Raw genomic sequence first — 19,693 nt, 5'->3', positions numbered from 1 at the left:
CGATCAGCGTGCTATCCTGCTCGAGGGCGGCGAGGCAATGGCTCAGGTCGTCTACTTTCGGCATGGGACGCGCTCCATTGAGGTCTTTGGCGACGACAATGGTGCACCGCTTCGCCGCCCGCCCCATAGCATCTCTCCCGCGATGCGGGAGAGGGAGTAAGAGAGGGCGTTCGTTCCCCCTCTCCCGCATCGCGGGAGAGGGTTGGGGTGAGGGTCCGCATCGACCCATCAAAAGGGTCTCAATTATGCAGTGACGAACTATCGGCGCTCGATGGTCTCGACGCCGCCCGGGCCGGCGATCAGCAAGGTGGTGGCGATGCCGATGAACAGGCCATGCTCGACCACGCCGGGGATCTGGGATAGCCGGCTCGCCAGCGCCGGCGCGTCGGCGATCGCGCCGAAGTGGCAATCATAGATCTGATTGCCGGTGTCGGTCCTGACCGGGGCGCCATTCTTCTCGCGCAGCACGATCGGCACCTTGCCATAGCCGAGCGCCGCAACGGCGCCGGCGATCCGGCTTGCCGTCGTGCCATGGCCGAAGGAGACCACCTCGATCGGCAAGGGAAACCGGCCGAGGCGCTGCACCAGCTTCGAGGCATCGGCGATCACCACCATGCGCTTGGAGGAGGCGGCAACGATCTTCTCGCGCAGCAAGGCGCCGCCGGCGCCCTTGACGAGGTCGAGCGCTCGGTCGGCCTCGTCGGTGCCGTCGATGGTGAGATCGAGCGGCGCCACGGCATCGAGATCGAACAGCGGAATGCCGTGCGCCCGCGCAGCCCGCGCGGTGCGTTCCGAGGTCGGCACCGCCTGGATCCTGAGGCCCTGGAGAATGCGCCGGGCGATGAGCTCGATGAACAGATCGGCGGTGGAGCCCGTGCCCAGGCCGAGCTTCATGCCGTCCTCGACATAGTCGAGGGCGCTGACGGCCGCTTCGCGCTTGAGCTGAGCGTTGTCCGGGGCGGTCATGCGCCAACTAGAGCCGATGCGGGCGTGCCTGTCGAGCCTCGACTGCCGGGGCTATTCCACGGTGACCGATTTCGCAAGATTGCGGGGCTGGTCCACATCGGTCCCCTTGGCGACGGCGGCGTAGTAGGCCAGGAGCTGCACGGGAACCGCATAGAGGATCGGTGCCACCAGGGGCTCGACCTTGGGCAGCTTGACGATGCGCATGCGCTTGGGCTCGAGCGCCTTCGCCCCCTCGGCGTCGGTCAGCACGATCACCTTGCCGCCCCTTGCCAGCACTTCCTGGATGTTGGAGGCGGTCTTGGCGAAGAGATCGTCGGAAGGGGCGATCACGATCACCGGCACGTCCTCGGATATCAGCGCGATCGGCCCGTGCTTCATCTCGCCCGCCGCATAGCCTTCGGCGTGGATGTAGGAGATCTCCTTCAGCTTGAGCGCGCCCTCGAGCGCGATCGGATAATTGATGCCGCGGCCGAGATAGAGCACGTCGCGCGCCTCGGCCACCTCCTCGGCGATCCGCTCGATCTCCCTCGCCCGCTCGAGCACCTGGCTGACCAAGCTCGGGAGATGCATGAGCTGGCGGCCGAGCCGGTCCATCTCCTCGCCGTCGAGCTTGCCGCGGGCCCGCGCGATGGCGAGGGTCAGGCAGGCGAGCACGGTCAGCTGCGTGGTGAAGGCCTTGGTCGAAGCCACACCGATCTCGGGGCCGGCATAGGTGCGCAAGACGGCGTCGGCTTCGCGCGCCATGGTGCTTTCGGGCACGTTGACCAGGGAGACGATATGCTGGCGCTGCGACTTGGCGTAGCGGAGCGCCATCAGGGTGTCGAGGGACTCGCCCGATTGCGAGATCATGAGAGCGGCACCGCCCTCTGGCATGTCCGGGGCGCGGTAGCGGAACTCCGAGGATGTGTCGACCTCGACCGGCAGGCGGGCGATGCGCTCCAGCCAATATTTGGCGGTGAGGGCCGCGTAATAGGAGGTGCCGGCGGCAACCGCGGTGATCCGCGGCACCGTCGCCAGATCGAAGGGCATCGGCGGCAGGGTGATGCGGTTGCGGACGGGATTGTGGAAATATCCCAGCGTATAGCCGATTACCTCCGGCTGCTCGAAGATCTCCTTGGCCATGAAGTGGCGGTGGTTGCCCTTGCCGATGAGATCGCCGGAGACTTCCGCCTGCTTGATCGGCCGCTTGACCTTGGCGCCGCCGGCGTCGCGGATGTCGGCGCCGCCCGGCGAGATGATCGCCCAGTCGCCCTCCTCGAGATAGGCGATGCGCCTGGTCAACGGGGCGAGCGCGATCGCATCGGAGCCCACATACATCTCGCCTTCGCCGTAACCCACCGCCAGCGCGCTGCCGCGCCTAGCCGCCAGCATGAGGTCGGGGCGGTCGGCGAGGATGATGGCAAAGGCGAAGGCGCCTTCGAGCCGCTTCATGGCCGCCGCCATCGCCTCCTCGGGGGTCTTGCCTGCCGCCAGATAGTGATCGAGAAGCTGGGCCACGACCTCGGTGTCGGTGTCGCTCTGAAACCGGCGCCCGCCCGCCTCGAGCTCGTCCTTGATGGCGCGGTAGTTCTCGATGATGCCGTTGTGCACGATGGCGACCCGCCTTGTCGCATGGGGATGGGCATTCGCCTCGTTGGGCGGACCGTGCGTGGCCCAGCGCGTATGTCCGATCCCGCTCAGGCCGGCGAGCGGCTCGGCTTCGAGGCGCCGCTCCAAATTGGCAAGCTTGCCCGGCGCGCGGCGGCGCTCGATATGGCCGTCCACGACGGTGGCGATGCCGGCGGAATCGTAGCCGCGATACTCCAGGCGCTTCAGGGAATCGATCAGCAGCGCCGCCACCGGCCGCTTGCCGAGAATGCCGATGATGCCGCACATGCCGGCTCAGCCCTTCTTCAGCTTTCTCCCCGCACGCTTGGCGCGGAACGACTTGGCCCAACCCGGCTTTTCCACCTGGCGCGGCCTCGCGATGATGAGCGCGTCGGCGGCGACGTCGCTCACGATCGTGCTGCCGGCGGCGACATAGCTGCCCTCCCCCAACGTCACCGGCGCCACCAAGGTGGCATTGGAGCCGACGAAGCTGCCGGCGCCGATCGTGGTGCGGTATTTTTCGAAGCCGTCGTAGTTGCAGGTGATGGTGCCGGCGCCGATGTTGGATTTGGCGCCGATGCTGGTGTCGCCGAGATAGGCCAGGTGATTGGCTTTGACGCCCTCACCCAGCACCGTGTTCTTGAGCTCGACGAAGTTGCCGACATGGGCGCCGGCACCGACCCGGCTCCCGGGCCGAAGCCGCGCAAAAGGCCCGACGATGGCGCCCGCCTCGATCGCCGCTCCTTCGATGTGGGAGAAGCTGCGGATCTCGACGCGGCTGCCGACGCTCACACCCGGACCGAACACGACGAAGGGATGCACGATCACATCGCGGTCGAGCCGCGTGTCCCAGGCGAGATACACGCTCGCCGGATCGACGAAGCTGACGCCCGCTTCCATGGCCGCGCGCCGGAGGCGCCCCTGCATCAGCGCCTCGGCCCGCGCGAGCTTGACCCGGTCGTCGATGCCGAAGAGCTCGTCGGCGGCCGCTTCCACATAGCCGCAGCCGATCCCTTCGGCGCGCGCCAGCTTCACGATATCGGTCAGATAGAACTCGCCCTTGACGTTGCGATTGTCGATACGATCGATGAGGCGGAAGAGCTGTCTTCCGTCGACGGCGATCACGCCGGAATTGCAGAGCGGGATGGCGCGCTGCGCCGGCGTGGCCTCGCGATGCTCGACGATCGCCTCGAGCTCGTCGCCGGCCGAGGTGACGAGCCGGCCATAGCCGGTCGGATCCTCCGGTCGAAAGCCCAGGACCACGACGCCGGGGCCATACTTGCCGCGCCGCGCCGCCAGCATCCGCTCCAGGGTCTCCAGCGTGAGGAACGGGTGATCGCCATAGACGATGAGCACGTCGCCGGCGAATCCCGCGAGCGTGCGGCGCGCTGCCTTGACCGCATCGGCGGTGCCGCGCGGCTGCTTTTGGACCACGGTCGGGTAAGGCAAGGCCGCCTTGGCGACCGCCTCGCCATCGGCGGCGATCACCACCGCGATCTTGGCCGGCTTTAGCTCAGTCACCGTCTCCACGACGTAGCCGATCATCGGCCGGCCCGCCAAGGGATGCAGCACCTTCGGCAGATCCGAGCTCATCCGGGTGCCTTTGCCGGCCGCGAGGACGATGGCGGCGATGTTACGGTTACCCATGGCGCGCTACTTCTCGGTAATGGGTGCTGGCAATGCAGGCTTGCCCATGGCGCCTCGTCTCCGCCAGGCGCCATCGGCGGGAGCGCCCCTCGAAGCTGTTTGCCACAGGGGCCGAAATCCGGCCAACTCACGTTTTCTTACCATGTCTTACGATCCCCGGCCGAGATAGGGCAAGCAATGCCGCAGCTTCGCGCCGTCGTTTTCGATCTCGACGGCACGCTCGTCGACAGCGCCCCGGATCTCCTGGCCGCCGCCAACCTGCTGCTCGAATCGCTGGGGCGGAGACAGCTCGGCTTGACGGAGATCAAGGCCATGATCGGCGACGGCACGACGCGGCTGGTGGAGCGGGCGCTGGCCGCGACCGGTGCCGTGCCGGCCGACTCCAAGCTGCATGTCGAGCGCTTCCTTGCCGCCTACGAGGCGGAAGCGACCCGTCTGACCCAGCCCTATCCAGGAGTCCTGCCGACCTTGCAGCACTTGGCCGAGGACGGGATTCGGCTTGCCGTCTGCACCAACAAGCCGCTGAAGGCGACCACGGCGGTCTTAGGCGGGCTCGGGCTCGACCGGTTCTTTTCCGCCGTCGTCGGCGGCGACAGCTTGGCCGTGCGCAAGCCCGACCCGCGCGTGCTTCTGGAGGCGCTGGCCCGGCTCGAGACCGCACCCAACCAAGCGGTCATGGTCGGCGACAACGAGCATGACGTGGCGACCGCGCGCGCCGCCGGCGTGCCGATGATTCTGGTGAGCTACGGCTATGCGCGGCTGCCGGTGGCGGAGCTGGGGGCGGACCGCCTGCTGCATCGCTTCGATGCGCTGCCGGCCGCGCTGGCCGAGATCGCAGGCGGACCGCCCCCTCGCCTTGACAGGCGCCGCCGCCGCCCCCTATAGGAAGCGGTCGACTGGGGGCGCATAGCTCAGCGGGAGAGCGTTCGCTTCACACGCGAGAGGTCGTAGGTTCAATCCCTACTGCGCCCACCAGACCCCGCGCTCATCCGCGATTTTCTTTCTGACAGGCCATCCGCCCATGCGCATCGCCGTCGGCGCGCTCATCGAGGAGGCCAATACCTTCTCGCCGCTCAAGACCACGGTCGAGACCTTCCAGCAATATTATCTGCTGCGCGGCCAGGAGCTGTTCACCGGCTTCGGCGCGGCCCAGGTGGAGGTGCCGGGCTTCCTGAGCGTGCTGCAGCCGGCCGGAGTCGAGATCGTGCCGCTCCTGGCCGCCTCGGCGGCGGCGAGCGGACCCTTGACGCGCGCGACCTTCGAGGCCCTCGCCGGCGAGCTCATCGAGCGCCTCAAGCGCGCCTTGCCGGTGGACGGCGTGCTCCTGGCCTTGCACGGCTCGATGACCTCCGAAGACGAAAGCGACTGCGAGGGCGTCATCCTGGAGCGGGCGCGGCGCGCGGTCGACGCCAGGATCCCGATCGGCGTCACCCTCGACCTGCACGGCCACATCACGCCGCGCATGCTGCAGCCCAATACCTTCCTCATCGGCTACCGGGAATATCCCCACATCGACATTTTCGAGACCGGCGTGCGCTGCGCCATGCTCATGCTGGAGACCATCGCCGGCAAGCGGCATCCGGTCATGGGCCTGGCCAAGCGGCCGATGCTGCTGAGCCCGGCGATCGCCCGCACCACCGACGGCCCCTTGAAGCCGGCGGTCGATGCGGCGCGCACCATGGAGCGGAGCGGACGCATCCTGCATGCCGCCCTCTTCCCGGTGCAGCCCTGGCTCGACATTCCCGATCTGGGCTTCGCCGTCTTGGTGGTCGCCGACCAGGATCCGACGGTGGCCGATGCGGCGGCGCAAGAGCTGGCCGACATGGTCTGGCAGGCCCGCGACCAATTCGTCCCGGATCTGGTCCTGCTCGAGGACGCGATCGCCGCCGGCCTCGCCCAGGGGACCGGCTTGACCGTGGTCGGCGATGCCGGAGACGGACCCAGCGGCGGCTCGGCCGCGGACAATGTCGCGGTCTTGAAGGGACTGCTGAAGGCCGGTGCCGACCAGGCTCCGCGCCAGAGCTATCTGACGCTCTGCGATGCGGAGGCGGCTCGGGCGGCCGCGGCGGCGGGCATCGGCAGCGAGATCACCCTCGACGTCGGGCACAAGCTGTCCCGCGCCGACGGCAAGCCGCTCAAGGTGACCGGGCGGGTCATAGCCTTGAGCGACGGCATCTATCGCATGCGCGACAAGGGTGCGAAGGGCCTACAGATGAACAATGGGCTGACCGCGGTCTTGGCCATCGGCAGCATCCGGCTCGCCATCCGCTCCAATCCCTCGATGGAGTGGGATACGGCACTCTACACCTCCGTCGGCTTGGATCTGGGCGAGGCGGCGCTGGTCTTCGTCAAGTCTTCGGGACATTTCCGCACCGCCTTCGCCCCGGTCGCCGAGCGCATCCTCATGGCCGACACGCCGGGCCCCACCTGCGCCAACATGCGCCGGCTGCAATTCTCCAAGGTGACCCGTCCCCTCTATCCCCTGGACGAGGCGGCGTTCCGCTGACGTCGTCGACGCATTGAAATCACGCTTCGAGCAATTGGCTGATTAGGACCCTCACCCCAGCCCTCTCCCGCGGTGCGGGAGAGGGAGTATGAGAAGGCATTCGTTCCCCCTCTCCCGCACCGCGGGAGAGGGTCGGGGTGAGGGTCGTTGCAGACCGCACCAACACCGAGCGGCACCGAGTATTCTGTCATCGCCTTTCAAAAGAACGTCTTCAACGCCCCGGTGACGGTCGCGGACTCGTCGATCCGATACAGGACCGACCATTTGTCGAACGCGGTCGAGGTGTGGGAGATGCCAAAGGCGAGCACATCGCCCGTGGCGATGTCGGAGCCCTCGGGATAGCTCAAGAAGCAGTGCTGGTCGTTGGCGCGCACCACCTTCCAGGGAGCGTTGCTCGCCTGGATGTCGCGCAGGAGACGGCCCTCCCGGTAGTGCTTGAGCGGGATCGGCAGGTCGATGTCATAGGGCAGATCGCGCATGCCCATGTTCATGATCGCCGTGCCCGGATCTTGCAGGCTCAAGACCGCCGCCCAGAGCGCCAGCGCCGGACGAAAGGCCTCGGATGGCGGCTTCGGGCCGGAGCGGCCGGCGATCTGGCCGCGGCGGTCCATGGCCTTGGCGTTGCGCAGATAGAAGCCGTGATCGAGCGCCAGATAGGCCCCGCCTCTCAGCACGATGCGCAGGCCCGGCGTGGCGCGGATCCGGGCGAAGCGGCGCACCACCTCGTCGAAATAGATGGTGCCGCCGGCCGAAATCAGCGTCTCCCCGAGCCCGGCGAAGAATCCCTGCCGCGCCGCCTCTTCGTAGACCGACATCGCGAACTCCAGGAGCTCGCCGATGGCCGCCAAGGTCGCCACCTCGCCCTCGCGGCTGACCGCACCCTCGTAGCATTCCACCCCGGCCAGCTCGAGAACCTCGCCGGCCTTGCCGAGCGCGGCCAGCACAAGCTCGGCCGCTTGCCTGTTGCGGGCTCCGGCCCGCCCGCCGGCGGCGCCAAGCTCGATCAGCACGGCAAGGCGCTGTCCCTTCTCGAGGGCGGGGCGAGCGAATTCGGCGAGCCGCCTGACGCCGTCCGCCGAGTCGACCAGCGAGTAGAACCGCGTCTTGGGAAACGCCTTCTGCAGGCCGACGAGCTGGCGAATATTGGCGGGGCTCACCAGCTCGTTGGCGATCAGCACATGGGGAGCGCCGCTTCGCGCCGCCAGAATTGCCTGGGGGCCGGTCGCTGCGGTCATTCCCCAGGCCCCACCCTCCTCCAGCTGCAGGCGGTAGAGCTGCGGGCATCCCGTGGCCTTGCCATGGGGCGCGATCGACACGCCGCTCGCCTCGATGAACTCGCGCATGACCTTGAGATTGTTGGCGACGGCGGCGTCGCTCAAGGTCAGCAGCGGCAAGGTCATGTCGCCCTTGAGCACGTTCCAGCCCTGCTTGCCGACATCGCCCAGGCGAATCTCGCCCTCGGCCAGGGGCAACCCCTTGGTGCGGGCATCGAGGCGGATGTCGTCAATCGATCGGATGAAGTCGTTCATCGCTCGCATCCCCGGTTCAATAGGGCCGCCGGCCGCGCCGGGCATAAGGCTGCTCCAGCCCGTCCACCGGCACGTTGCGGCCGTTGATCCAGTTGGCGCGGGGCGAGGCCAGGAACACGACGACGTCGGCCACCTCCTGCAGATGGCCGAGCCGGCCCATGGGAAAGCCGCCGCGGACATAGTCGTCATAGCCTTCGGGGTCTTCCTTGCGATAACGATCCCAGCCATTGCCTTCGCCCCAGATCGAGCCCGGCGAGACGGTGTTGACGCGCACGCCGAAGGGCACGAACTCCAAGGCCCAGCGCTCGGTGTCGAAGATCAGCGCCGCCTTGGCGGCGCCGTACTGGCCGCTGCCGGCGAGCTGGGGAATCCAGCCCGAGATCGAGGAAATGTTGATGATGGCGCCGTTCCGTCCCTTCATGTGCGGGACGGCGAGCCGCATCATCCTCACGGTCTGCAAGAGATTGACCTCGAGCGTCTTCAGCCAGTCCTCGTCCGTCGACTCGAGCACGCGGATGCCGCCCTGGCTGCCGCCGACATTGTTGACGAGGATGTCGATCCCGCCGAATGCCTTCACCGCCGCCTCCACGGCGCGGGCCGCCGCGGCGGGCTGCAACACATCGGCCTCGACGGTGCTGACGGTGCCGCCCTTGGCGCGGATCGCATCCGCCGCCTTCTTAAGATCGGCGCCGTTGCGGGCCGAGAGCACGACACGGCAGCCCTCTTCGGCAAACCCCTTGGCGCTGGTAAAGCCGATGCCTTTGCTGGAGCCGGTGACCAGCACGACCTTGTCGCGGAGCTGCAGATCCATTGGGGGCCTCGACTGTCGGGTGGGGCGGAACGACCCGGATTTTTCAATCGGAAATGGCGCGCCGAAGTGTCCGGCGGCGGCAGCGAGCCTGTCAAGGGCGGCACCTCGAAGGTACCTGGCTGGCGTGTCCGGATCGCCTTCAGGTATCATCCCGACCATCGGGGGGACTCACAGGGCGGGCGGGGCCAGAATGGCTGGGCAAGGGAATATTGCGGCGGCGATCGCGCTCGGCTTCCTGCTCGTGCTGGCGGCGGGCTGCGCACCGCGGGCGGAAGACGCCGAGCTGATCCTCACCACCGTCCCGGCGGCGCTGAAGCGCGGCGAGACCGGCGCGCTCGAGGTGCGCATGATCCCCAATCGCGACCTCGGGCCGGCGCGCCTCGCCGCCCGCAGCGCCGATCCGAGCCTGTCCATCGGTCCCGAGGCCTATGAGGTCGGTACTCTTGCGGTGCCCCGCGCGCCCGCCTCGCAGCCTGGGTCGCCGCCCAACCCGCCCGCTCTCGGCCTCGTCACCATCCGCAACTTCACCCTCCGGGCGGAACGCCCGGGCAGCTATGCCGTAACCGTGACCCTTGCCTATGGAAGTGGCTCGGTTACGCGCAGCATCACCGTCGGAGTTGGAGAATGATCGTGCAAACCCTGCGGTTCGGGCTCCTCGCTCTCAGCCTCCTGCTCGCCGCCTGCCAGGCCCAAGAGCCGCCGCCGATCGTCGAGGGCAGCCGCCCGATCGCGAGCGAAGGCGACCGGTGCGGACCGGGCGTGCGCGACGATACGAGCGTGGCGAAAGCCGCCGGTCTGACGCTGGACAAGCTGCGTCTTCTCCGGAGCCAGCACGCGCTCGACAACGACAGCGTCTGCACCATGCCGGCGAAGCTGCTCGCCCGCTCGCTCAATCGCGCCGAACACCCGAAGGCGGACAGGCCCGGGGAATGGGCCAAGTTCCGGGCCATGCAGCAGGCCGACGAAAGCGGGACGGTCAAGCCCGACGGCCTGATCGAGGCCCTCGCCGCCCGCACCCGCATGCTGCAGGTGCCGACATTTGCCTCGCCCGGCGGCCGCGCCGCGCCAGCGCTCGCCGGCCTGGACGCGAGCCGTTGGACGTCCATCGGCCCCAACAACGTGCCCGGCCGCGTTCGGGCGCTGGCGATCGACCCGTCCAACGCCAGCCACATGATCATGGGCGGGGTCGGCGGCGGCATCTGGTCGTCCAGCGACGGCGGCGCCAATTGGCGCGCGGTCAACGACTTCTCCGCCAATCTCGCGGTCAGCCACATTGCCTTCGCGCCGGGGAATTCGAGCGTCGTCTATGCCGCGACCGGCGAGGGATTCTTCAACGTCGATGCGATCCGCGGCGCCGGCATCTTCAAGTCGACCGACGGCGGCCAGACCTGGATTCAGCTCTCCGCCACCAATCCCGCTAACGACAGCATCTGGTACTACGTCAACCGCCTGGCGATCAATCCGACCAACAACAACATCGTCCTGGCCGCGACCAACAACGGCGTCTACCGGACGAGCGACGGCGGCGTCAGCTGGACCAAGATGACGACGTTGCGCCGGCTCATCGTCGCCATCGATCCGAACAACTCGAACAACGCGATCGCCGGCGGCGGCGGCTCCGATTCCGGCGCGGGTACCATCATCTACTCACGGGACGCTGGCGCCACGTGGAGCAGCACGTCGGTTACCGTCGTCTCCGGCGGCAAGCGCGTGGAGCTCGCCTACGCGCCGGCGACCTCCGGCCTCATCTACGCATCGGTCGAGAACAACAGCGGCGAGATCTACAAATCGAGCGATGGCGGCGCCACCTGGAGCCTCGTCAGCTCCCCCGGGCACTTGGGCAACCAGGGCTGGTATGACAACACCATCTGGATCGATCCGACCAACAGCCAGGTGGTGGTGACCGCCGGCATCGACCAATACCGCTCGATCGACGGCGGTGCGAATTTCACCAAGATCACGACCTGGCAATCCTGGCCATCCTCGCCCCACGCGGATCATCATCTCCTGGTCAGTCATCCAAGCTACAACGGCACGACGAACCGCATTCTCTTTGCCGGCAATGATGGCGGGCTGTGGAAGTCCTCCGACATCCTCTCGGCCAACAGCGGCTCCAGCGGCAATACCTGGAGCGCGCTCAATACCGGCATCACCACCACCCAGCTCTACGGGGGTGCCGCATCCGCGGACGGCACACGGTTCTATGCCGGAGCCCAGGATAACGGCACGCTGGTCACCTCCGGCAGCCAAGGGTGGACGCAGGCATTCGGCGGCGATGGCGGCTATGCGGCCATCGACCAGACCGACAGCAACTATCTCTATGGCGAGTACGTCTATGCCGATGTGCATCGCTCGACCAATGGCGGCCTGTCGGCGAGCTCGATCTGCACCGGCATCACCGAGGGCGGCGACTTCGATTGCAACGGCACCTCGCAGGCGAATTTCATCGCGCCGTTCATTCTCGACCCCAACAGCCAATCGCGCCTCATCGTCGGCGCAGCCTCGCTCTGGGTCACGGACAATGCCAAGGCGGCGACGCCGACCTGGCGGACGATCAAATCCCCCTCCCCCACTTCCGGCAACTACATCAGCGCGGTCGCGGTAGCGACGGGCAACAGCGACCTCATCTGGGTCGGCCACAACAACGGCGCGGTCTATTACACGACCAACGGCACCGCGACCACGCCGTCATGGACGCTGGTCAATGTCGGCGTGAGTCGCATGGTCAACCGCATCTTGATCGACCCCTCGACCAGCAATACCGTGTACATTGCCTATGGCGGCTATTCGAGCGGCAATCTGCGCAAAACGGCGGATGGCGGCGCCAGCTGGACGAATATCGCGACGGGTCTCCCTTCGGCGCCGATCCGCGGCATCGCCCGCAACCCCTCGAATGCGAGCTGGCTCTATGTCGGCACCGAGGTCGGTGTATTCACCTCCGAGACTGGCGGCTCCAGCTGGAGCACCAGCAATGACGGTCCCGGAACGGTCTCGGTCGACGAGCTGTTCTTCATCGGCAGCTCCACGACCTTGGTTGCGGTGACCCATGGACGAGGCATGTTCAAAGCAACGGTCGATGCCAGCGCCGGCGCGGTCAGCCCGCAGACGGGATGGTGGTGGAACTCCTCGGAAAGCGGCCGCGGCTTCAGCCTAGAGGTCAGCGGCAACAACATCTTTATGTCGGGCTATCTCTATTCCTCCGACGGCACGCCGATCTGGTACATCGGGTCGGGCGCACGCTCGAACAACTCCACCTTCCAAGCGAGCCTGCTGCAATATGCCAACGGCCAGACCCTGGCTGGAGCCTTTCAGGCGGCGACCGCCTTGGGCTCGGTCGGCACGGTCACCTTGAGCTTCGATACCGCGACCACCGGCCGGCTCACCTGGGCCGGCGGTACGATTTCGATCCAGCGCTACAATTTCGTCTCCGGCGGCGTCGCCGCCGGCCCCGCATCGGGCATGCCGCAGACGGGATGGTGGTGGAATGCCAATGAGCCCGGGCGCGGCTACTTCTTCGAGGTGCAGAGCTCGACCATGTTCATGTCGGCCTACATGTATGACAGCCGCGGCCAAGCGGCCTGGTACATCAGCCAGGCGGCGATGTCTTCGACCACGCTCTTTCAGGGGACCTTGCAGGAGTATCGTGGCGGGCAGGCCTTGGGCGGACCCTACCAGGCGCCCAGCCTGTTTGCCGGCCAAGGCACCGTCACCATCCAGTTCACCAGCACGACCACGGCGACGATGACGCTTCCCAACGGCAGCCAGATCTCGCTCACCCGCTTCACCTTCTGAGGCCAGCGATGCCGGTGGTGAATGGCTGCCATCTGCCGGACGATCTCTTCTACGACGTTCGAAACCAGCTCTGGTATCGCGAGCTCCCGGACGGGTCGGTCGAGGTCGGCATCACCGCGGTCGCTTCCGCCATGGTCGGCCACATCATCGCGGTAACGCCGAAGCGCCCCGGTCGCCGTCTCGAAGCGGGCCAGGCCTGCGCTGTGGTGGAGGCGGGCAAGCTCATTGGCGCCGCCAAGATCGCCTTCGCCGCCGAGATCCTCGCCAGCAACGAGGATCTCCTCGATCGGCCTGGACCGATCAACACCGATCCCCATGGTGCCGGCTGGCTGGTGCGGGTGAAGCCGGAGGATTGGCCGTCGGCGAAGGCGGCGCTGACGCCCGGGCCCGAAGTCGCCGAACCCTATCTCCGGAAGATGCGCGAGGAAGACTTCCCGGGCTGCGAAGGGCCTTCTTAGGCGCCGCATGCCCCCACCCTAACCCTCCCCCGCCTACGGCGAGGGAGGGGACATGAGACGTCCTTCGACTCCCTCCCCCAACTTGTTGGGGGAGGGTGGGGGTGGGGGCACTTGGCGGAACTCGCTGCGACGAGCGCCATCTAACTCGTCTCGATCTCCTCGACCCGCATCAGCCTTCCCTTGCGGTCGAAGAAGGCGCCTTCGTTGATGCGCGCGTGGTCGGCGATGATGCGCTCCTGCATTGCGTGGAGCTGGGCCTTTGCCTCGGCATCGATGAGCGGCTTGCCGTCTGGGCTCTCAGCCACGAACAAGGCGGCACCATCCCATTTGAGGCCGGAGGCATCCAACAGGCGCCGCATCTCCGGCCAGCTCATCTCATTGCCGATGACCGAGGCATAGGATGCTCCGATGGGGAAGAGCGTCGGCTCGCGGATGGCGATGAGGATGATGAGGACGGTGAAAGATCCTCGTCGCGCGAATTGCCGCACCAGCCACGGCTCGAAATCGCGACCGGTGAGGCTCACCCGAGGCCGGCCGGCATCAGAAATCGACGGCGGGTTGGAACGCCTGCTGCTGCTCCATGAGCGCCAGGAACTCCGCGCCGTAATGCCCGCGATACCACGCCTCGAACCGGCGAAAGGCGTCGGTCACCGCCGCTGCGGCAACCTCCTTCGGCTCCTCGTCGCGGCCGGAGCCGTGGAGATCGGCATGAATGGTGCGGGCGACCTCGGCGAGCGCCCCCTTGAAATCGGGCCAGCCCGAGTCGCTTTCCGACCAGCCGGTGAGGGCGGCGATGCGGGAGACCTGGGCGGCCGCTGAGGACTCGCAGTCCGCGTGGGCGGCGGCCGCTTCCACCATTGCCTTCAGCAGATTGTAGCGCCGGTAGGCCTCCGTTCTCGCCGCCGCGAGCAGGGCGATCCGGCGCTGGGCGTCGCGGCGAAACTGCCGCTCCTCGTCCTCGCTGGCGAGCGCGATCTTCTGCAGCGCGTTGAGATAGTCCCGGCTCAATTCGAAGCGTCCTCGCTGACAACCTTCTCCGCTCGCTGGGCCGATGGCGGAAGAGAGTGGGAGTCGAACCCACCAAGGACCGGCTTACGACCCTTACTGGATTTGAAGTCCAGCCGCCCCACCAGGGACGCTTCCCTTCCCCTCGGCACCGAGGAACGATAGCTCATCCGCCGCCGGTACCAAAGTGATGAAGGCGATCGGCGCGCAGCCGCCGCAAATCCCCATCGCGGAGCGTGACGCCGGTGCGATCGAAGAACTCCAGGATCTGGATCGCCAGCTTGCGCCCGGTGCTGATCCGGTCGCGGAATTGCGCGGCAGTGAACGTGCCCGGGCGGCTGAGCTCGCCGGCGATGGCGAGGAGGGCGGCCACGTTGCTGCGCAGGAAGAAGTGGTCATGGGCGACCTCGATCAGCTTTCCCATGCGCGCAAGCCGCTTCAAGAGCTTGCGCACGTCCTCTTCGCGCTGACCCAGGGACTGGGCGAAATCGCGGACCCTGGGCGGCTGGAAGCGCTCCCGCGCGAGCGTCGGCTCGATGCGGGCCCAGAGCTTCTGGTCCGCCGGGGTGAGCTTGACCGCATGGCCGGGCATTCGGAGCCACGGGCCGTCGGCCTCGATCGCCTTCTCGGCCAGGAGCGAGGCGGCGAGCGCTGCGAAAACCGCGGGCGGCAGCCGGCGCGCCAGCGCCAGCCGGAGACGCTCCAATTCCAAGCCGGGACTGTCCGGCGTCTTCGCGTGATAAGCGGCAAGCGCCTGCTTGAGCTCGCTGCCCAGGGACGCGGTGCGGCTTCGGCTGAGGCCGAAGCGCTGCCGGCCGTCGGCGATGATCACCAGGCCGAGCTTCCGCCACAGCGCCTCGGCATCGCCGAGGTTGAAGGAGAGCGCGAAACGGGCGAGATCGACCCAGCCCGGCTCGATCTCGATGAGGCGGGCGAGCGCTGACTCCGGCTCCGCTTCGGCGAGTGCGGCCAGGGCCGCCAAGCGCTCCGGCCGACGGCGTCCCCGCGACGGCGGAAAGGGATCGAGGATGCGGCCGCCGCCGATGGTTCGGCGGGCCGATTGGTCACGGAGGATGAAGCGGTCGCCGGTGAGCGCGCCGATCGGGCGATCCAGCACGAGCTGCACCGAAGCCTCTTCGCCCGGCGCCACCGTCTCGCCCTCGAGAATCGCCACGCGCGCCGGCAGATGTGCGGCACCCAGGTGCAGATGCACCGGCGTCCAGTGGCGGAGAGGGCGGTCCTCGCTCGCCAACAGCCTGAGGCGGGCGTCGATGCGGTCGGTGGGGGTATGCAGCGCCGGATCGACGAGCCAGTCGCCGCGATGGATCTTTTCTCGATCGACGCCGGTCCCGGTCAGGTTGACGGCGCAGCGTTGGCCGACATGGCCCTCTTTCGCCTCGCGGTTCTGCGCGTGGATGCCGCGAACCCGCGCCTCGATACCGGATGGGCTGATGAGCAGCCGGTCGCCGACCTTGACCCTGCCCGAGGCGACGGTGCCGGTCACCACCGTGCCGGCGCCGGTCAGGCTGAAGCTGCGGTCGATGGCAAGCCGGAACCGGCCCCCCGCTTGGCGCTCAGGCAGGCTCGCTGCGGCGTCCAAGAGCAGCCGCTCGAGGGCCGGCACGCCGTCGCCGGAAAGCGCCGAAATCGGCAGGATTTTCACGCCGGCAAGCAAGGTGCCTTCGAGAAGGGCGTTCAGCTCCTCGCTCACCTCGAGGAGGCGATCCGGCCCCACCAGGTCGGCTTTGCTGAGCGCCACCACGCCCTGTCTGACCCCCAGCAGATCCAGGATGGCGAGATGCTCGCGGGTCTGCGGCATCGGTCCGTCGTCGGCGGCAACCACGAGGAGCGCGAAGTCGATGCCGGTGGCGCCGGCCAGCATGTTGTGGACGAAGCGCTCATGGCCGGGCACGTCGACGAACCCTAAGGTCTCTCCGCCGGCGATCGGCCGATAGGCAAAGCCCAGATCGATGGTGATGCCGCGCGCCTTCTCTTCCGGCAGGCGATCGGCGTCGATTCCGGTCAAGGCCTTGATGAGCGCCGTCTTGCCGTGATCGATATGGCCTGCCGTGCCGACGATCACGCCTGATCTCCTTCAGCGATGAGCGCGTCTGCCCGCGCCCGTTCGGCCTTGGTGAGGCGCTCGCCGACGCGCACGAGAAAACCCCGAGCGGTCTCATTGCCTTGGGTGGCGGCACGGCTCAGCCACCGATGGGCCTGCGCCTGATCGGCTTCGATGCCGAGACCGAGATGGTAGGCCGCACCCAGCATCGCCTGCGCCTCGCCGTCGCCGGCGCGCGCGGCAATCTCGAACCAGCGTGCTGCCGCGGCCGGATTGCGCAGGACACCCTGGGCGTTGTGGTGGATCTGGCCCAGCCGACAGGCGGCGGACGCACTGCCCTTGGCGGCGGCCGCTTCCGCCCACCGCTTTGCCTCCCCGTAGTCGCGCTCGACACCCACGCCTTCGTAGTGCATCCAGCTCAGCATGTTGGCGGCATCGACCAGGCCCGCTTCGGCGGCGCGCCGATACCACGTCGCCGACAGCGCCAGGTCGCCGTCGGTGCCGCGGCCCTCGTAATAGAGGAGCGCCAGGTTCTGCTGGGCGATCGCATCGCCTGCCTCGGCCGCCAGGCGGAAGAGCCGTGCCGCCTCGACCGGGTCGCGGGCGACGCCGAGCCCTTCGGCATAGAGCCCGGCGAGATTGCTCTCAGCCCGCGCCAGCCCCGATTGGGCGAGCTCCGCCCAGATCTCCCGCGCCTTTGCGAATTCGCCCGCATCGAAGGCCTGCCGCGCCGCCGCCATGGCGGCGTCATGAGCCTTTGCGGACGCCTCGGTGCGGCGGCGGGCGAGCCAGGCAAACATCGCTCAAAGCGCCAAGCGGTCGAGCTGGCTAAGGAACCCCTCCTCGTCCTCCAGGCAGCGGAGGTCGAGCTTGAGCGCGCCGTCCTGCCGGCGTCCAACCACCGGGATCGGAAGCCGGCGGAAGGCAGTCGCCAGCGCCTCGAGGGACTTTCCTGCACTCTTGCGCGGGCCGATCGGTCGGATCGACAGCGCGCGCGATTCCAAGCGGTCGACCGGAAGCGAGCCGCTGCCGATCTGGCTTCTGGTCTCCTCCAGCACCGCCTCGGCTTTGCCCGCGAGCGCTTTCGCCAGCCTCGGTAGCAGCCGGCGGCCGAGCGCTTCGATCTCCAGGACCGGCCGGCAGAGCAGCCGAAGCGTCGGCAGGCGCTCGGCCAAGCGATCGGGATCGGCATAAAGCTTGAGCGTGGCGGCGAGTGCTGCAAGCCGCGCCTTGTCGAGGCGGAGTGCCCGCTTTAATGGATTGCGATTGAGCCGCCGCACCAGCTCGGCTCGACCGACGACGATGCCTGCCTGGGGTCCGCCCAGGAGCTTGTCGCCGCTGAAGCTGACCAGATCCGCACCGGCGGCGAGCGCCGCTTGCGGCGTCGGCTCATGCGGCAAGCCGAAGCGGGCGAGATCGACCAAGGTGCCGCTGCCGAGGTCGACCACATAGGGAACGCCATGTTCGTGGGCGAGTTTCGCCAACTCGGCATCGCCAACCGCGGCGGTGAAGCCCTGGATCGCGTAGTTTGAAGGATGCACCTTCATCAGCATCGCTGTCCGCGGTGTGACGGCCGCCGCGAAATCCCGGAGATGGGTGCGGTTGGTGGTGCCGATCTCGACCAGGCGGCACCCGGCCCGGGCCATGATGTCCGGCATGCGGAAGGAACCGCCGATCTCGATGAGCTCGCCGCGGGAGACTGGAACCTCGCGGCGGAGCGCCAGCGTGTTCAGGATGAGGAACACCGCCGCGGCATTGTTGTTGACCACCGTCGCCGCTTCGGCGCCGGTGAGATCCTTCAGATCCGCTTCCACATGGTGATCGTGCTCGCCTCGCTCGCCGCTCTCCAGCTCGTATTCGACATTGACGGCTGCAGCGAGCGCGCCGGCCGCCGCCGCGGCCGCCTCCGGCGCCACGGGGGCGCGGCCGAGATTGGTGTGGAGAACCGTGCCGGTCAGGTTGAAGACCGGGCGGAGCGACTGGAGGGATGCCGATTCCAGCCGGGCCGCCGCCGCCGCCGCCACGGTATCCACCGAAGCCGAACCCTTGGCGTGGCGGAGCTCGGCCAGCACCAGGCGCACGGCAGCCAATGTCGCGGTGCGGCCATGGCGGGCGATGAGGCGGATCCCCTCCGTCCCGCGCAGAACGCTATCCACCGAAGGCAGAGGCGAGGAAGCACGGGTCGGTTTCGTCAGCACCTGACAGAGACCCCGTTCGGGTGAAGGCCCACGCTAGTGTCGACCATTCCGAAGTTCGCCAACGAGCCCGGCGAACTTCGGAACCGGCACACTAATGCGTGACGACCTCTCCCGGCAATAGGAAGGGATTGGGATTGGCCCGGTGCCAGCCGGCGTCGCCCACCAGAACGTCGAGACCGAGGCTCGCCAGATCGTCGGCCAAGGGCTCGATCTCGGCGTCGCGCTCGCCATAGAAGATCTTGGTGTAGGTCTTGCACTCCTCGCAGGTCTCGGCCTTGACGTGGGCCTTGGCGCCGGCGATCTCCTGATAGGCGATGCCCTTGGTGCTCTCGCAATTGGCGCATTTGATCCTGACGTAGTGCCACTCGGTCGCACAGAGCGCGCAGGCGAGATAGCGCGTGCGTTCGAGCGACGGGGTCGCCGGCATGAGGCTGGCGATCGGCGGCGAGGCGCAAACCGGACAGTCGCATTGCCGCTCGAGCGGGCCGAGCGAGGCCGGGTCCAGCAAGGCCGCCATGCGGCTCCAATAGGCCTGCAACGCGGCGGCAACGAAGCTGGCGAGCGCCAGCTCCTCGCCGCGGACCGTCCCCTCCAGCACGCGCAGGGCCAGCTGCTCCTGCGCGCCTTCGCCCATGCAGAGGACGAGGTCGCGCGCCTTCGCGGCGGCTTCCGGCATGGGTGCCGCTTTGAGCGCATGGAGCATATGAGCAAGTGCCGCCCGCCAGGAGGAATCGCGGCGCCAGGTCATGCGGTCCAAGGGCGCGGTGCGATGCTCGCGCAGGAGGTCGAGATCCCCGGCCAAGGGCAGCGTGCCCGGCGGCATCGCCTGCACGGCCTCATGCTGGGCCTGGGCGATCTCGGCCATGAACAGGAGGAACGGCCGGAGCGCATGGCCCTCGGCCAGGTGCTTCAGGCGCGAGGCCCGGCGTTGAAACAACCGCTGCAAGTTCGGCAAGCGGGCGAAAGGCGCATCGGCGACATTGCCGATATCGACCGCTTCGACGATTGGGCCTTTGACGGTCATGGCAGCACCCGCAGTCGAAACAAGCCCCCACCCCAGCCCTCCCCCAACAAGTTGGGGGAGGGAGCTGACGTGCTGTCATGCCCCCTCCCTCGCCGTCTGGCGGGGGAG

General features: G+C 67.8%; 16 protein-coding genes and 2 tRNA genes. 6 read left to right on the top strand and 12 right to left on the bottom strand.

The genetic code is table 11. The annotated features are described in order from the left end of the window. Positions 1 to 258: 258 nt before the first annotated feature. Genes rpiA through glmU form a run of 3 tightly spaced genes read right to left on the bottom strand, consistent with a single transcriptional unit; the run spans position 259 to position 4,200 of the window. Positions 259 to 966 (bottom strand): ribose-5-phosphate isomerase RpiA, encoded by a 708-nt coding sequence (gene rpiA, locus HY058_21930; GenBank protein MBI3499965.1) that lies wholly within the window; start codon positions 964 to 966, stop codon positions 259 to 261. 51 nt (positions 967 to 1,017) lie between these two features. After that, entirely contained in the window at positions 1,018 to 2,841 is a 1,824-nt protein-coding gene (gene glmS, locus HY058_21925; protein MBI3499964.1) for a glutamine--fructose-6-phosphate transaminase (isomerizing), read from the bottom strand. A 6-nt stretch (positions 2,842 to 2,847) separates the two neighbouring features. Further along, the gene (gene glmU / locus HY058_21920) at positions 2,848 to 4,200 is read right to left on the bottom strand and encodes a bifunctional UDP-N-acetylglucosamine diphosphorylase/glucosamine-1-phosphate N-acetyltransferase GlmU (protein ID MBI3499963.1); all 1,353 of its coding nucleotides are present in this window, start codon (positions 4,198 to 4,200) and stop codon (positions 2,848 to 2,850) included. Positions 4,201 to 4,377: 177 nt separating this feature from the next. On the opposite strand from glmU, the gene gph reads away from it, so the two are divergent. The 3 genes from gph to HY058_21905 all read left to right on the top strand — a co-directional run bounded on the left by gph (position 4,378) and on the right by HY058_21905 (position 6,706). Next, complete coding sequence (gene gph, locus HY058_21915; protein MBI3499962.1) at positions 4,378 to 5,085, top strand: phosphoglycolate phosphatase; 708 nt, start codon at positions 4,378 to 4,380, stop codon at positions 5,083 to 5,085. 15 nt (positions 5,086 to 5,100) lie between these two features. Beyond that, positions 5,101 to 5,175: transfer RNA gene (locus tag HY058_21910), tRNA-Val, on the top strand. A 46-nt stretch (positions 5,176 to 5,221) separates the two neighbouring features. Continuing rightward, a complete protein-coding gene (locus HY058_21905; protein ID MBI3499961.1) occupies positions 5,222 to 6,706 on the top strand; it encodes a M81 family metallopeptidase in 1,485 nt (494 codons plus the stop codon). 197 nt (positions 6,707 to 6,903) lie between these two features. Here HY058_21905 and HY058_21900 read toward each other — a convergent pair whose 3' ends face one another. Together HY058_21900 and HY058_21895 are read right to left on the bottom strand one after the other, a co-directional pair. Further along, the gene (locus HY058_21900) at positions 6,904 to 8,235 is read right to left on the bottom strand and encodes an alanine racemase (protein ID MBI3499960.1); all 1,332 of its coding nucleotides are present in this window, start codon (positions 8,233 to 8,235) and stop codon (positions 6,904 to 6,906) included. A gap of 16 nt (positions 8,236 to 8,251) precedes the next feature. Continuing rightward, on the bottom strand, positions 8,252 to 9,046 hold the full coding sequence (locus tag HY058_21895) for an SDR family oxidoreductase (protein MBI3499959.1): 795 nt from the start codon (positions 9,044 to 9,046) through the stop codon (positions 8,252 to 8,254). A gap of 190 nt (positions 9,047 to 9,236) precedes the next feature. Between HY058_21895 and HY058_21890 the strand changes: the two genes are divergently transcribed. From HY058_21890 to HY058_21880, 3 genes are read left to right on the top strand one after another with little or no spacing between them, the layout of a single operon-like run. Then, positions 9,237 to 9,674, top strand: a complete 438-nt coding sequence (locus HY058_21890; GenBank protein MBI3499958.1) for a hypothetical protein — start codon at positions 9,237 to 9,239, stop codon at positions 9,672 to 9,674. Next, positions 9,671 to 12,838: a hypothetical protein gene (locus HY058_21885; GenBank protein MBI3499957.1), complete on the top strand. Its 3,168-nt coding sequence runs from the start codon at positions 9,671 to 9,673 to the stop codon at positions 12,836 to 12,838. The genes HY058_21890 and HY058_21885 overlap by 4 nt, the downstream gene beginning before the upstream one ends. 8 nt (positions 12,839 to 12,846) lie before the next feature. After that, the gene (locus HY058_21880; protein MBI3499956.1) at positions 12,847 to 13,296 is read left to right on the top strand and encodes a glycine cleavage system protein H; all 450 of its coding nucleotides are present in this window, start codon (positions 12,847 to 12,849) and stop codon (positions 13,294 to 13,296) included. A 140-nt stretch (positions 13,297 to 13,436) separates the two neighbouring features. On the opposite strand, the gene HY058_21875 is transcribed toward HY058_21880, so the two are convergent. From HY058_21875 to fdhE, 7 genes are all read right to left on the bottom strand, one after another. Further along, complete coding sequence (locus tag HY058_21875) at positions 13,437 to 13,820, bottom strand: hypothetical protein (protein ID MBI3499955.1); 384 nt, start codon at positions 13,818 to 13,820, stop codon at positions 13,437 to 13,439. Between the two features lie 16 nt (positions 13,821 to 13,836). After that, entirely contained in the window at positions 13,837 to 14,304 is a 468-nt protein-coding gene (locus HY058_21870) for a hypothetical protein (GenBank protein ID MBI3499954.1), read from the bottom strand. 44 nt (positions 14,305 to 14,348) lie between these two features. Further along, positions 14,349 to 14,444: transfer RNA gene (locus HY058_21865), tRNA-Sec, on the bottom strand. A gap of 23 nt (positions 14,445 to 14,467) precedes the next feature. Next, entirely contained in the window at positions 14,468 to 16,384 is a 1,917-nt protein-coding gene (gene selB / locus HY058_21860) for a selenocysteine-specific translation elongation factor (protein MBI3499953.1), read from the bottom strand. After that, on the bottom strand, positions 16,381 to 17,163 hold the full coding sequence (locus HY058_21855) for a sel1 repeat family protein (protein MBI3499952.1): 783 nt from the start codon (positions 17,161 to 17,163) through the stop codon (positions 16,381 to 16,383). The genes selB and HY058_21855 overlap by 4 nt, the downstream gene beginning before the upstream one ends. 3 nt (positions 17,164 to 17,166) lie before the next feature. After that, positions 17,167 to 18,558, bottom strand: a complete 1,392-nt coding sequence (locus HY058_21850) for an L-seryl-tRNA(Sec) selenium transferase (GenBank protein MBI3499951.1) — start codon at positions 18,556 to 18,558, stop codon at positions 17,167 to 17,169. 94 nt (positions 18,559 to 18,652) lie between these two features. Next, positions 18,653 to 19,585: a formate dehydrogenase accessory protein FdhE gene (gene fdhE / locus HY058_21845; protein MBI3499950.1), complete on the bottom strand. Its 933-nt coding sequence runs from the start codon at positions 19,583 to 19,585 to the stop codon at positions 18,653 to 18,655. Positions 19,586 to 19,693 lie beyond the last annotated feature (108 nt).

It is taken from the genome of Pseudomonadota bacterium (genome assembly GCA_016195085.1).
GTDB lineage: Bacteria > Pseudomonadota > Alphaproteobacteria > SHVZ01 > SHVZ01 > JACQAG01.
Note: the sequence above shows the minus strand (reverse complement) of the source record. Positions and strands in the feature narration are given on the sequence as shown.